10 protein-coding genes are annotated in these 12,138 nt (G+C 68.5%); 3 read left to right on the top strand and 7 right to left on the bottom strand.

Annotation, left to right across the window (positions count from 1 at the left end; all coding sequences use genetic code 11):
* Positions 1-3: 3 nt before the first annotated feature.
* Positions 4-1,260, bottom strand: a complete 1,257-nt coding sequence (locus V6D91_RS05000; protein WP_347318319.1) for a 6-phosphofructokinase — start codon at positions 1,258-1,260, stop codon at positions 4-6.
* 89 nt (positions 1,261-1,349) lie between these two features.
* Here V6D91_RS05000 and V6D91_RS04995 point away from each other — a divergent pair, with 89 nt between their 5' ends.
* Complete coding sequence (locus V6D91_RS04995; protein ID WP_347318318.1) at positions 1,350-2,354, top strand: class 1 fructose-bisphosphatase; 1,005 nt, start codon at positions 1,350-1,352, stop codon at positions 2,352-2,354.
* A 110-nt stretch (positions 2,355-2,464) separates the two neighbouring features.
* Here the strand turns inward: V6D91_RS04995 and V6D91_RS04990 are convergent, their stop codons facing one another.
* On the bottom strand, positions 2,465-4,693 hold the full coding sequence (locus V6D91_RS04990) for a diguanylate cyclase (RefSeq protein ID WP_347318316.1): 2,229 nt from the start codon (positions 4,691-4,693) through the stop codon (positions 2,465-2,467).
* Between the two features lie 142 nt (positions 4,694-4,835).
* Between V6D91_RS04990 and V6D91_RS04985 the strand changes: the two genes are divergently transcribed.
* Positions 4,836-5,138 (top strand): YcgL domain-containing protein, encoded by a 303-nt coding sequence (locus V6D91_RS04985; protein ID WP_347318314.1) that lies wholly within the window; start codon positions 4,836-4,838, stop codon positions 5,136-5,138.
* Between the two features lie 23 nt (positions 5,139-5,161).
* On the opposite strand, the gene V6D91_RS04980 is transcribed toward V6D91_RS04985, so the two are convergent.
* From V6D91_RS04980 to nudE, 3 genes are read right to left on the bottom strand one after another with little or no spacing between them, the layout of a single operon-like run.
* The gene (locus V6D91_RS04980; protein WP_347318312.1) at positions 5,162-6,463 is read right to left on the bottom strand and encodes a diguanylate cyclase; all 1,302 of its coding nucleotides are present in this window, start codon (positions 6,461-6,463) and stop codon (positions 5,162-5,164) included.
* A 52-nt stretch (positions 6,464-6,515) separates the two neighbouring features.
* Positions 6,516-7,379 (bottom strand): 3'(2'),5'-bisphosphate nucleotidase CysQ, encoded by an 864-nt coding sequence (gene cysQ / locus V6D91_RS04975; RefSeq protein ID WP_347318311.1) that lies wholly within the window; start codon positions 7,377-7,379, stop codon positions 6,516-6,518.
* Positions 7,376-7,933: an ADP compounds hydrolase NudE gene (gene nudE / locus V6D91_RS04970; protein ID WP_347318310.1), complete on the bottom strand. Its 558-nt coding sequence runs from the start codon at positions 7,931-7,933 to the stop codon at positions 7,376-7,378. Before nudE ends, cysQ begins: the two co-directional genes overlap by 4 nt.
* Before the next feature lie 19 nt (positions 7,934-7,952).
* On the opposite strand from nudE, the gene V6D91_RS04965 reads away from it, so the two are divergent.
* Complete coding sequence (locus tag V6D91_RS04965) at positions 7,953-8,477, top strand: protein disulfide oxidoreductase (protein WP_347318308.1); 525 nt, start codon at positions 7,953-7,955, stop codon at positions 8,475-8,477.
* Here V6D91_RS04965 and V6D91_RS04960 read toward each other — a convergent pair.
* Positions 8,464-9,126 (bottom strand): alpha/beta hydrolase, encoded by a 663-nt coding sequence (locus V6D91_RS04960; protein ID WP_347318307.1) that lies wholly within the window; start codon positions 9,124-9,126, stop codon positions 8,464-8,466. The two genes, V6D91_RS04965 and V6D91_RS04960, sit on opposite strands and share 14 nt — an antisense overlap.
* Positions 9,123-12,011: an EAL domain-containing protein gene (locus V6D91_RS04955; protein ID WP_347318306.1), complete on the bottom strand. Its 2,889-nt coding sequence runs from the start codon at positions 12,009-12,011 to the stop codon at positions 9,123-9,125. The genes V6D91_RS04960 and V6D91_RS04955 overlap by 4 nt, the downstream gene beginning before the upstream one ends.
* Positions 12,012-12,138 lie beyond the last annotated feature (127 nt).

Here is a 12,138-nt window from a genome sequence, read left to right as displayed (position 1 = left end):
GACTTAGGGTTTGCCCGTCCATGGCGGCAGCCTTTTCGCCACGCGCGCCAGGCGCAGTTCGGCAAAGGCGGGCAGGCCGTCGCGGAAGGGGGGGATGTCCTCGCCCTGGATCAGGGGGCGCAGGTAGCGGCGCGCCGCGGCGGTGATGCCGTAGCCATCGGCCCGGATGTAGTCCGCAGGTACCGGCAGCTCCACGTCGGCCACCGCGTCCAGCGGCACGCCTTCGAGGGTCCACAGGTAGGGCTCATCCGAGGTGCGGCGGATGGCGACCATCACGTCGCTGCGCCCCTCGAGCGCGAGGCTGACCGCCGCCGCGCCGCAGGCATAGGCCTGCTCCACGTCCACGCGTGAGGCGAGATGGCGGGCGGAACGCTGGAAGTAGTCGGACACCGCCCAATGGGTCTTGTAGCCGTGTCCGCGGGTGAGTTGGGCGAGGCGTGGGGCCAGGCCGCCGAGCTGCTCGTGGCCGAAGGTCGGGCTGGTGGCGGCCTGGGCGCAGAACTGGTCGCCGCACATCAGCCCTTCGGCGGCGACCACGATGCACCAGCCATGCCGGGCCACGACCTCGTCCAGCTTGGCGAGGAAGCGCGCCTCATCGAAATCGACCTCGGCCAAGAGCAGGATGAGCGGGGAATCGTCGACATCCTCGAACGCGAGGCCGGCGGCGGCCGCCAGCCAGCCCGCGTGGCGCCCCATGACCTCGAGGATAAAGACCTTGGTGGAGGTCCCCGCCATCGCCGCAAGGTCCAGGCTGACCTCGCGCACGCTGGTGGCGATGTACTTGGCGGCCGAGCCGAAACCGGGGCTGGTGTCGGTCTGCGGCAGGTCGTTGTCGATGGTCTTGGGGATGCCGATGACGGTCAAATCCAAGCCCCGCGCGCGGGCGAAACGCGCCACCTTGGCCGCGGTGAGCATGGAACCGCCACCGCCGTTGTAGAAAAAGGTGCCGATGTCGTGCGCCCGTAGCACCTCCACCAGGCGCTCGTACTGCTCCGGGTGGTTTGCGGGATCATCCAGGTCCACCCGGCAGGAGCCGAAGGCCCCGCCGGGGGTGTGGCGCAGCGCGGCGATCTGGTCGGCGTCCTCCAGCGAGAGGTCGTACAGCGCCTCGTGCAGCACGCCGAGGATGCCGTCGCGCGCGGCCAGGACCTTGCCGAAGGCTTCCGGATGCCGGTGTGCGGTCTCGATCACGCCACAGGCAGAGGCATTGATGACAGCGGTCACGCCGCCGGACTGGGCATAGAGGATGTTGCGGGGCATGGGGGCTTTCGATTGTCGCTGGCAAGGCTCAAAGCTATTATGCCGGGGTTACATTTCCAAGATATTGCCCTCACCCTAAGGAGTTCGGCATGCAGCTCGGCACCAGCCTCACCCATTTCCTGATCGAGAACCAGCGTACCCACGCTGGCGCCACCGGCGACTTCACCCTGCTGATGAACGACATCGTCAGCGCGTGCAAGGTCATCTCCAGCTACGTCAACAAGGGCAACCTGATCGGCGTGCTCGGCTCCGCCGAGACCGAGAACGTGCAGGGCGAGACCCAGAAGAAGCTGGACATCATCACCAACGACGTGTTCACCAACACCCTGATGCGGGGTGGTCAGGTGGCCGCGCTGGCCTCCGAGGAAATGGACGAGGTCTACAACCTGCCGGCGACCGCCCGCCGCGGCAAGTACCTGTGCGTGTACGACCCGCTGGATGGTTCCTCCAACATCGACGTCAACGTCACCGTCGGCACCATCTTCTCCATCCTGCGCGCGCCGGAAGGCGTGGCCAATCCGACCGAGCAGGACTTCCTGCAGGCCGGCACCGAGCAGGTCGCCGCCGGCTACTGCATCTACGGCCCGTCCACCATCATGATCCTGACCACCGGCAACGGTGTGAACGGCTTCACTCTGGACAAGGACGTGGGCGAGTTCATGCTCACCCATCCGAACATCACCATCCCGGCCGACACCGCCGAGTTCGCCATCAACATGTCCAACCAGCGCTTCTGGGAAGCGCCGGTGCAGAAGTACGTCGCCGACTGCATCGCCGGCGAGACCGGCCCGCTGGGCAAGCGCTACAACATGCGCTGGGTCGCCTCCATGGTGGCCGAAGTGCACCGCATCCTCACCCGCGGCGGCATCTTCATGTACCCGATCGACAGCAAGACCCGCGACAAGGGCGGCAAGCTGCGCCTGATGTATGAAGCTAACCCCATGTCCATGATCGTCGAGCAGGCCGGCGGCATGTCCATCACCGGCTACGAGCGCATCATGGAGATGGCCCCGACCAAGCTGCACCAGCGCGTGCCGGTCATCCTCGGCTCCAAGAACGAAGTGCAGAAGGTGTGGGACTACCACAAGGGCTGATCGCCCAGGCCCGGTCAGGGCCCCTGATGACACTGAGAACCCCGCTCCGGCGGGGTTTCGTCTTTCTGGCCGGTGGTGGTGCGGTGTGGCATGGAGCGCCCGCAGGGCGCTCAGGAGGGGGGGATGGGGCCCGGGGCGGACGCTAGGATCGCCCTGTCACGCCCGGCCTGCTTGGCCGCGTAGAGTGCGGCATCTGCGCGGGCGAGCAGGCTGTCCGCCGTGTCGCACTCCCCGGCCAGGGCCAGGCCGATGCTGGTGGTGATGCGGATGGCCGTGCCATCCTCGAGGCGGAAGGGCTGCTCGGCGATGGCCTGGCGCAGGCGCTCGGCCACGGCCAGCGCTTCGTCGGTTCCGGTGTCCGGCAGGAGCGCGGCGAATTCCTCGCCGCCGAGGCGCCCCAGCCAGTCGCTCTCGCGCAGGGTCTCGCGGCAGCGGTGGACGAAGATCCTGAGTGCCTGGTCGCCGGCGGCATGGCCGTGGCTGTCGTTCACCCGTTTGAAGCGGTCCAGGTCCAGCATCAGAACGGCCAGCGGCGGGGCATGGCGCCGGCTGCGCGCGAGCTCACGTTCGAGCGCTTCCATGAACAGGCGCCGGTTCGCCACGCCGGTGAGGGGGTCGTGGGTCGCCTGGTGCTTGAGCTCGGTGCGCAGTGCATAGTCGGTGGTGACGTCCACCGCATTGCCCACGAAGGTCATCATGCCCGTGTGCTCGTCCTTCGCCGGGGCGATAACGGTGCGATGCCAGCGTATGCCGCCCTCTTTGTGCAGCACGCGGTACTCCACCGCCGGCGGGATGTGGCCGGTCACCACTGCGGCCTGGAGGGTGGCCTCGCAGAGCGGGATGTCCTCCGGGTGGACATAGCGGCGGAAGTTGGTCCCCACGACCTCGTCCGGGTGGTAGCCGATCATGGCGACCCAGCTTGGCGAGGCGTAGAGGAAGGTGCCGTCGGGGGTCATGCTGAAGACGGCGCTCTGGATGTTTTCGACCAGCCGGCGGAAGTTGTCCTCCGCCGCCCGCAGCGCCTGCTCGGCCTGCTTGCGTGCGGTGATGTCGGTGTCGCTGCCGCGGAAGCCCAGAACCTTGCCCTCTTCGTCCAGCAGGGGCAGGCCGCTGGAATTGACCCAGATGATGTCCCCGCCCTTGGTCAGGATGGGGTTCTCGAAGTCCACCAGGCGCTCCTTGCGGGCCAGGACCTCGTAACCCATCTGCTTGAAGGCCTCCCTGCCCGGTTCGGGGTGTAGATCGTAGAAAAACTTGTGGCCGACGATCTCATCCGCGCGGTAGCCGAACACGGTCTCCACTGACGGGCTGACGTAGGTGTAGCGCCCTTCGGCGTCCACCTCCCAGGCGACGGTGCGGCTCTGCTCGGCCAGCTGCTCGAAGCGCTGCTCGCTCTCATGCAGGCGCGCGGCCTGGTCGGCGATGCGCTGGTGGGCGGCCCGCATCTGCAACGCATGGCGGCCCAGCAGGCGATGGCGCCACAGTACCAAGAGCAGGGCGAGCACGGCCAGGATAGCCAGTGCGGCCAATGCGCGGATCAGGCGTTCGTCCGCCGGCTGCTCGACCCACGCGGCGAGCCAGTGGTTCTCGGCCGCGCGGTAGTCTTCTGGCGTCAGCGTGCCGATTGCCGCCTCGAAGATCGGCAGCCATTCGGGCCGGTCGTTGCGTACGCCGATCGCAAGTTCCCAGTGGTCGGCGAGGCGGCCGGCCACCTTGAGCTCGTGCAGGCGTTGGAGCTGGATGGCGTTGGAGATCGTGGCCAGCGAGTCGATCATGCCGTAGGCCCGGCCATCCCGGACCCGTTCGAGTCCTTCGGCGAGGTTGTCGACCTCCATGAAGTGGATACCGGGATGGCGGGCCTTCAGCAGCTCGGTGTAGGCATAGCCCCTGACCGCGGCGAGCGGCTTGTCGAGCACCTCCTCGATGCTCCGGATCATCGGCGCCTCGCTGCGCGTGGCGATGACGAAGGGGTAGCGCAGGTAGGGGCGGGTGAAGTTCATGTACGCCTGACGCTCGGGGGTGGCCATGGCGAGCGTGAACACGTCGCACTCGCGGCGCTGGGCCAGTTCGAGCGACTCCTGCCAGGTCCGGGTCGGGACCAGCCGCATCTCGATGCCCGTGCGCTCGCTCATGAGGCGCCAGAGGTCGGCGGCCATGCCCTGGTGGCGGCCCATGGCGTCGATGAACTCGAATGGTTTCCAGTCGGGATCAACGCACAGGCGCACCGGGCCATGTTCGGCGAACAACGCCCGCGCCTCGCTGTTTAACGGCGCTGCCTCGGCCATGCCGATCAGCCATGCCAGGCCGAGGGCGGCCAGTCTCCCGGATTGCTTGATCATGACGGACTGGCCAAGGGGCTCTGTCGCCTTTATCTGCCGATCATCGCAGTTCAACAGAAGATCATGGTTTTAGCAATGCGGCGGGGAGGTCGTGCGGGAGGTGGTACACTCCCGCCCCACGGTTCATCTTTCAATCGACCCCATGAGCGACGCCATCGACTGCATCATTTACCGCAGCCGCCTGAAGGACGGCATGTACCTCTACCTGCGCGCCGACATGCCGTATGACGAGGTGCCCGAGGCCCTGCGCCAGCGCATGGGGCGCGAGCCCGCGGAGGCCATGCGTCTTTGCCTGACGCCGGAGCGTAAGCTTGCGCGCGAGGATGTGGTGACGGTGATGACCAATCTGCGCAAGCAGGGCTTCCACCTGCAGCTGCCGCCGACCGACGAGTACCTGGCCACCTGGGACAACGAGAAGCTCGGCCTGCGCGCGCGCCAGGGTTGACCCAGCCGCGTGTTGAGAATCCCTCAGGCGTCTTCGGTTTCCCGTCCCTCGCCGGCGAAACAGGTGCGGTTGCGTCCGAGCTCCTTGGCGCGGTAGAGCGCCGCGTCGGCCAGGGAGAAGAGCCGTTCTGCCTGGCCGCGCGCGGTGGCGTGGCAGGCGATGCCGATGCTGATCGTGACCGGGGCGATGCCCAGGCTGCCCGGCCAGTCGAGGGCCGCGACCTGCTGGTGCAGCCGGGCAGACAGGTACTCTCCTTCGTCCGGGCCGGTATCCGGCAGGATCAGCAGGAATTCCTCGCCGCCCCAGCGGAAGATCTGGTCGGAGCGCCGGAGGGTGTCCCGCAGCGTTTGGGCGACGCGTTCGAGCACCTGGTCGCCCTTGGTGTGGCCATGCTGGTCGTTGATGGCCTTGAAGTGATCGATGTCGATGATCCCAAGGCAGAGGGGATGCCCGGTGCGCTCGCTCAGGGCCAGCAGCTTCTCCAGTTGCAGCATGGCCGCGCGGCGGTTGGGCAGCCGGGTGAGCTCGTCGACATGGGCCAGGCTCTCCAGCCTTGCCTCAAGCAGCTTGCGCTCGGTGATGTTCTGCACCGTGCCGACCATGCGCGTCGGGTTGCCCTGTTCGTCGCGCTCGCAGACCTTGCCGCGGTCGTGCACCCATAGGTAGTGGCCGTTGCGGTTGCGCAGGCGGTACTCGGCCTCGTAACGCAGGCGCCGCCCCTTGAGGTGCTCGTCGAGCAGGAACAGGACCTGGTCGCGGTCCTCGGGATGGATGTTCCGGCTCCAGGTCTCCACGTGCGGCGGCATCTCGTCCGGCCCGTAGCCGAGCATGCGCTTGAGCTGCGGGCTGAAGAACACGCCGTTGGTGACAACGTCCCAGTCCCACATGCCGTCCATGGCCTCGTTGAGGGCGAACCAGAGCCGGTGGTCGCGGGTGTGGAGATCCTGCTCGAGGGCCAGGCGTTTGCTGACGTTGCGGGCGACGGAGAGGAAGTATTCCCGGCCGTGGTCGACGAAATGGGTGGTGCAGACCTCGACCGGGACCTCGCTGCCGTCCTTGTGGCGGTGGCGGCCGAGGAAGGTATAGCAGGGGGCGCCGCGGATGACCGTGGCGATCTCTGACCATTGCGGCAGGCCGGTGACGTCCTTCTGCAGGCTGAGGACGGAGTGGTTCAGCACCTCGTCGGCATCGAGCCCGAGGTCCTCGTGCCCCGCCCGGTTGCACCACAGGATGTTCGAGGTTTCGGGGGCGAGCAGGTAGGTGGCATCGGCCATGTGCTCCAGCAGCACGTGGAGCGAAGGTAAGCCTGGTTCTTCGCACGCCATCGCAGCAACCCCTCCCTAGGTGTTTGTTGCGTCTGGCCTTTTTAGCATCTTCTCAGGGTTCGGGCAAAAAGGACGACCAGTCGATGCCCGCGTCGCCGAACACGAAGAACTCCGGGTTGAGCAGCGATTCCTTGCTGTTGTAGCGGAGGCGACGCATGGCGGTGTCGGTGACAAACCCGCCTGCCTCCTCGACGATGCACTGGGCGGCAGCGGTGTCCCACTCGGAGGTGGGGCCGAGGCGGGGATAGAGGTCCGCGGTGCCTTCCGCCACCAGGCAGGATTTGAGCGCACTGCCCATGGACAGCCGGGTGTGCGCGCCGAGGGCATCGAGGTAGGCCTGGATGCGGCTGCTGCCGTGCGAGCGGCTGGCGGCCACGCAGGGCGGGGTGGCCGCCCGGGGGCGGGCGTGGATGCGCAGCGGCTGGGCGTCCGCCCACTTCCACGCCCCGCCGCCGCGCCGGGCGCCGTAGGTGAGGCCGAGGGCAGGCGCGTGAACCACGCCGAGCACCGCCTCCTGGCCGTCGATCAGGGCGATGTTGACGGTGAACTCGCCGTTGCGCTTGATGAACTCGCGGGTGCCGTCGAGCGGGTCGACCAGCCAGTACTGCGGCCACTGCCGGCGGGTGGCATAGGGGATGTCCGCCCCCTCCTCGGACAGCACCGGCAGCCCAGGGGCGAGTTCGCGCAGGCCGGCCTCGATCAGGCGGTGGGCGGCGAGATCCGCCGCGGTGACCGGGGTGTGGTCGCTCTTGGCGACAATATCGAACTCCCCGGCATAGATGCGCATGATGGCCTCGCCGGCCTCCATGGCCAGCCGGCGCACGGCCTCGAGCAGCGCATCGTCGATCGGTATCCGGGGCTCACCCGCCTTCGGCGTCCTGCCCGAGGCCCCTTCGGGGTGCGGCGCTCGATTCATCCCCGGCCCTCGCTGGCGAGGCGCTCACGGGTCATGAACAGCGCGGCCAGGGTGCGGGCCTCGCTGCACTCGGGCAGGCCGATCAGCTCCCCGAGCCGTTCGAGCGGCCAGGGGACGACCTCGATTGGCTCCGGCTCGTCGCCCGGCAAGGGCGCGTGGTGCAGGTCGCGTGCGAGCACAACAAAGGTGCGCTGGGTGCTGTAGCCGGGGGCGAGGGTCAGCTCGCCCAAAAGCTCGGCGCGGTGGGCGCCGAAACCGGTTTCCTCGCGCAGTTCCCGCACCCCGGCCGCAAGCGGTGATTCGCCGCCCTCGATCCGGCCCTTCGGCAGGCCGAGTTCGTAGCGGTGCAGACCGACGGCGTATTCGCGGATCAGCAGCACCTCGCCGGCAGCGTTGAGGGCCACGGTCAGCACCGCGCCGTGCGGGCTGCCCACCAGGCGCTCGTAACGGGTCTCGACCCCGTTGGAAAAGCGCAGGTGCACCTCCTCGACCTCGAAGATGCGGGTCCGGGCGAGGGGGGTGACGGCGAGGATGGATGGCTTGACGCGGCTCATTGCCGCATCATAGCTCTATATGTCGCAAGAAAAACGCCCTTTCCGCTCGCGGCTGCTGCGCTGGTTGCTGGAGGCCTTCGTGCTGCTCGCCGTCATCCTCGCCCTGCGCGCCTGGCATGCGCCCGAGATGACGAGCGAGACGCTGCCCCGCCTGGCCGGCCAGACCCTGGCGGGGCAAGCGGTCGATACGGCGGCCTTGGCCGGGCGCGGCTTCGTCGTGCACGTCTGGGGTAGCTGGTGCCCAGTCTGTCGCATGGAGCTTTCCGGTATGGCGCGGCTGGCGCGCGACGTGCCCGTGGTCAGCATCGCCTGGCGTTCGGGGGATGATGGGGCGGTGCGCGCCTTCCTTGCCGGGGAGGGGGTGGAGCTGCCCGTGGTGAACGACCCGGACGGACGCCTGGTCGCCGGGCTTGGGGTGAAGGGGGTGCCGCTGCACCTGGTGGTCGATGGGGCGGGCCGCATCCGCTTCGTCGAGACCGGCTACACCACGCCCTGGGGGCTGCGCGCGCGGTTGTGGTGGGCGGAGACGTTCAGCGCACCCTGAAGCGGACGGCGGTGCGCAGCTCGCCCTCGAACCACACATCCCAAGCCAGCGCGCCGTCCCGCGCCTCCACCCGGAAGCCGGTTTCCGGCCCCGGCTCCGCGCCGAGCAGCGCGAGCCTTCGGCCGGGCATCTCCACCCGCATCGTCACCCGCATCGGGTAGTAGCCATCGAGGAAGCGGCGCATGAACGGCCCGTTGCGCAGCACGTAGCTGCCATCCGGCCTGGGCTCGACGATGCGCGTCTCGGCCACAAGGCAGATCCGCGCCCCGCGCGCCACGTCGCGCAGCTCGACCCGGTGCCCCGCAACCCAGGCGCGGCCGATGCCGCTGCGGGCGACGATGCGCACGCTGCGCAGGGTGCCGGGGTTGTAGACGATCTGCGTGCTGGGCACCGGGTCGAGGTTGATGTGGCATTGCTCCATGAGCGCCATGCCGGTGGCGAGCGAGGACGGCGCGAGGTGCACCACGTTGTGGTGCTCGTGGACCGGCCGGCCGGGAGGCGGGACGACGCGGAACGTCCCTTCGTTCACCTGGCGTGCCTGCTCCAGCTGGCGCTCGATGCGGTCCAGCTCGTCCTCGGCCTCGTCCCGGTCCTGTCCGGCGGCGGTCAGGGCGATGAGGAGCAAGGGCAGGGCGACGCGGGGCTTCATGGGTCAACCCAGGGCGGCGGGTTGGCCGGCGGTGGCGTACCCCATGGCGGGGTGCGGTAGGCGGCCTCGAGGTCGCTGGCCGGACAGGGACGGCAGAAGTGGTAGCCCTGGCCGGCGTGGCAACCCATCCGGCGCAGCTCCGCCCATTGTTCGGCGGTCTCGATGCCCTCGGCGAGGGCCTGGATGCCAAGATGCCGGGCGAAGCGGACCACGGTGTCGACGATGGCCCAGCGCTGTGGGTCGGTCAGCATCCCGTCGATGAAGGACTTGTCGATCTTGAGCACGTGGATGGGCAGTTCCGCGAGGCGGCTGAGGGAGGAGTAGCCGGTGCCGAAGTCGTCGAGCGAGATGCTGAACCCCGCCTCGGCCAGCGCACGCACCTGCCGTTCCAGTTCGCCCTGCTCGAGCATCATGGCGCTTTCCGTGATCTCGAGCTCGAGCTCGCTGAAGGGGATGCCGGCCTCGCGGGCCACGCGGCTCACCAGCGCGGTCATGTCGACGTGCAGGAACTGGCGCACCGACAGGTTGGCGGCAACCTTCAGGGGGATGCCGCGCGCCTGCCAGTCAGCGAGCTGGCGGCAGGCCTCGCCGAGTACCCACTCGCCGATCGGGTTGATCATGCCGGAGGACTCGGCCGCCTCCAGGAAGGCCGCTGGGGCGATCAGCCCATCGACCGGATCCTGCCAGCGGAGGAGGGCCTCGGCCCCGATCATGCGTCCACTGGCGAGGTCGACCAGGGGTTGGTAGTGGAGCCGGAACTCGTTGCGCTCCAGCGCCTTGTGCAGGCGCCGCTCGAGCTTGAGCCGCTGCTGCTGGCGTTCGGAGAGGTCGGTCGAGTAGAAATGGTAGCCGCCCGTGCCGAGCGCCTTGGCGCGGTACATGGCGGCATCGGCGAACTGCAGCAGGGTCTCGACGCTGTCGGCATGGTCCGGGAAGACGCTGATGCCGATGCTGGCACGCAGGTAGAACTCCAGCTCCCCCAGGTGGAAGGGCTGCTGCAGGGTCTGCAGAAGTTTCCTCGCCACCGCCGTGGCCAGGTGGACGATGGCATCCTCCTGGCGGGGGGCGTGATCCCTGCCGGTCACCAGCACCAGGAACTCATCGCCCCCCTGGCGGGCGAGCAGGTCATCGGCGCGCAGGGCAGCCTTCAGGCGCGCGGCGACCAGGCGCAGCAGGGCATCGCCCGCCCCATGACCCTGGGTGTCGTTGATCAGCTTGAAGTCGTCCAGGTCGATGAACAGCACGGCGAGCGCCCCCTGCTGACGGCGTGCGTGTTCGAGCGCGCGTGCAACCTCGTCGGTGAAGCGCGTGCGGTTGGGCAGGTCGGTGAGCGGGTCGTGGTAGGCCAGGTAGCTGAGCCGTGCCTCGCTCGCCACATGCGCCTGGCGCAGTCTCAGGGCGACGATGCCGTAGGCGAGGTCGTCGGCCAGCTCCTCCAGCACATTCACCTCGTCCTGGGTGAAGGCGTTGGGTTCGGCGGCATAGATGGCCAGCACGCCGAAGGCCTGGCCTTCCGCCCTCAGTGGCAGACCGATCACCGCGCGGTAGCCGCGCTGGATGGCGGCCTCGCGCCAGGGGCAGAAGTCCGGGGCTTTCTGTATGTCGCTGACGATGACCGTCCGGCCGGTGCGGATGGCGGCGCCTGCGGGGCCGTTTCCGCGCGGCCCGTCGGCCCAGGACAGGTTCAGCTGCGCGGTATAGCCATCGTCGAAACCGGCCTTGGCCATGACGCGCACGCGGTGGTCCTCGTCGTGTTCGGCGAATCCCACCCAGGCCAGCCGGTAGCCATGGGCCACGGCGTCGTTGCACACCTTCTGCAGCAGCTCCTCTTCCCGGTCGGCGCGCAGCAGGGTGCGGTTGCTGGTGCTGATGACATGCAGGGCGCGGCTGACCTGGGTCAGCTCCAGCAGGTGGCGCCGGGTGGCAGTCAGGAACAGGGTCGTGAGCAGGGTGATGGCGAGGCCGCCGAGCAATACCAGCCATGTCCAGGGGTGGGGCGCGGGCTGGTAGAAGCCTGCCGCCGGGGCGGCGATGATGGCGACCTGCTGCTGGCCGAGGTCAAGGGTTTCGCGCAGGAGCGTGCCGGTTAGCGGTGCGGGGGGCACCTCGCCCTCCGCCAGCGGTGCGGCGAGGTGGGTGTGGTGATAAATCAGCGTCTTGGCCGAGGCCGCTTCGCTGCTCAGTCCCAGCCACAGGTTGATGCCGCGGTTGTCCAGCCTGCCCAGGGCCTCTTCCACGAACGGTTCCAGCAGGATGCCCTGGATGAGGAATCCTTCGAGTCGGGTGCGCCGCTCCTCCACGGTCGAGGGAGGGGCGTTGCCCCCGTAGGTCGGCAGGATCAGCAGCAGCATCCGCCGGCTTTCTTCTTTCCGGCAGAGGAGCGGGCCGTGATGCAGGACGAGTTGGCCGCTGTCGCGGGCCGCCTCCAATCGGGGGAGGATTTCGGGCTCGGTCGCCATGTCCAGCCGGTGGGCCTCTCGCGTCGTGGCATCGCGGATCATGACGAAATGCACCGGGTAGTGCTCGCCGGAGTCATCCTCCACCCTGGGCACCCAGAACTGGGCGTGCAGGCCGGGGTGGCGGTCCTGGATGATCGTGGCGAAGGTGAGGAACTCCTCCTCGGTGACGGTGTCGGATGCGGCGAACAGGGCGCGCAGGGCGTGCAGGGTATGGATGCTGTGCTCGAGCTCGCGGCGCAGCACCTCGACCTCGTCGGAGGCGTCGCGCAGGAAGTCGGCCTCCTGCCGCACCTGCTCCGCCTGGTTCGCGCCATGGAGAGTGAACAGGAATCCGCCTACGGACAGCAGGGCGCCGAGCGCCAGCGCGGCCCAGGGGGCCAGGTCGAGCGCGCGCCGGTAACGGCGCAGTCGCCGCGTTGATGCCATCCTCACATCCTCCGCCGGGACATTCGGAGTCGCCTGGAGGCGGCGGCGGGGCCGCGACAACAAAATCCCAGCCTTTTCTAAGTAGTGCATGGGCATGATGGTGTCAACGTGAGATGTATGGCCCCCG

Origin of the sequence: Thiofaba sp. EF100, assembly GCF_039822285.1 — a bacterium.
GTDB lineage: Bacteria > Pseudomonadota > Gammaproteobacteria > Halothiobacillales > Halothiobacillaceae > Thiofaba.
This window is presented reverse-complemented; position numbering and strand designations above follow the sequence as displayed.

Excerpts from the sequence above, each read along its gene's own strand:
- V6D91_RS04995 (WP_347318318.1), top strand. The coding sequence starts at position 1,350 with ATGCAGCTCGGCACCAGCCTCACCCATTTCCTGATCGAGAACCAGCGT.
- V6D91_RS04985 (WP_347318314.1), top strand. The coding sequence starts at position 4,836 with ATGAGCGACGCCATCGACTGCATCATTTACCGCAGCCGCCTGAAGGAC.
- V6D91_RS05000 (WP_347318319.1), bottom strand. The coding sequence starts at position 1,260 with ATGCCCCGCAACATCCTCTATGCCCAGTCCGGCGGCGTGACCGCTGTC.
- nudE (WP_347318310.1), bottom strand. The coding sequence starts at position 7,933 with ATGAGCCGCGTCAAGCCATCCATCCTCGCCGTCACCCCCCTCGCCCGG.
- V6D91_RS04965 (WP_347318308.1), top strand. The coding sequence starts at position 7,953 with ATGTCGCAAGAAAAACGCCCTTTCCGCTCGCGGCTGCTGCGCTGGTTG.
- V6D91_RS04990 (WP_347318316.1), bottom strand. The coding sequence starts at position 4,693 with ATGATCAAGCAATCCGGGAGACTGGCCGCCCTCGGCCTGGCATGGCTG.
- V6D91_RS04960 (WP_347318307.1), bottom strand. The coding sequence starts at position 9,126 with ATGAAGCCCCGCGTCGCCCTGCCCTTGCTCCTCATCGCCCTGACCGCC.
- V6D91_RS04955 (WP_347318306.1), bottom strand. The coding sequence starts at position 12,011 with ATGGCATCAACGCGGCGACTGCGCCGTTACCGGCGCGCGCTCGACCTG.
- cysQ (WP_347318311.1), bottom strand. The coding sequence starts at position 7,379 with ATGAATCGAGCGCCGCACCCCGAAGGGGCCTCGGGCAGGACGCCGAAG.
- V6D91_RS04980 (WP_347318312.1), bottom strand. The coding sequence starts at position 6,463 with ATGGCGTGCGAAGAACCAGGCTTACCTTCGCTCCACGTGCTGCTGGAG.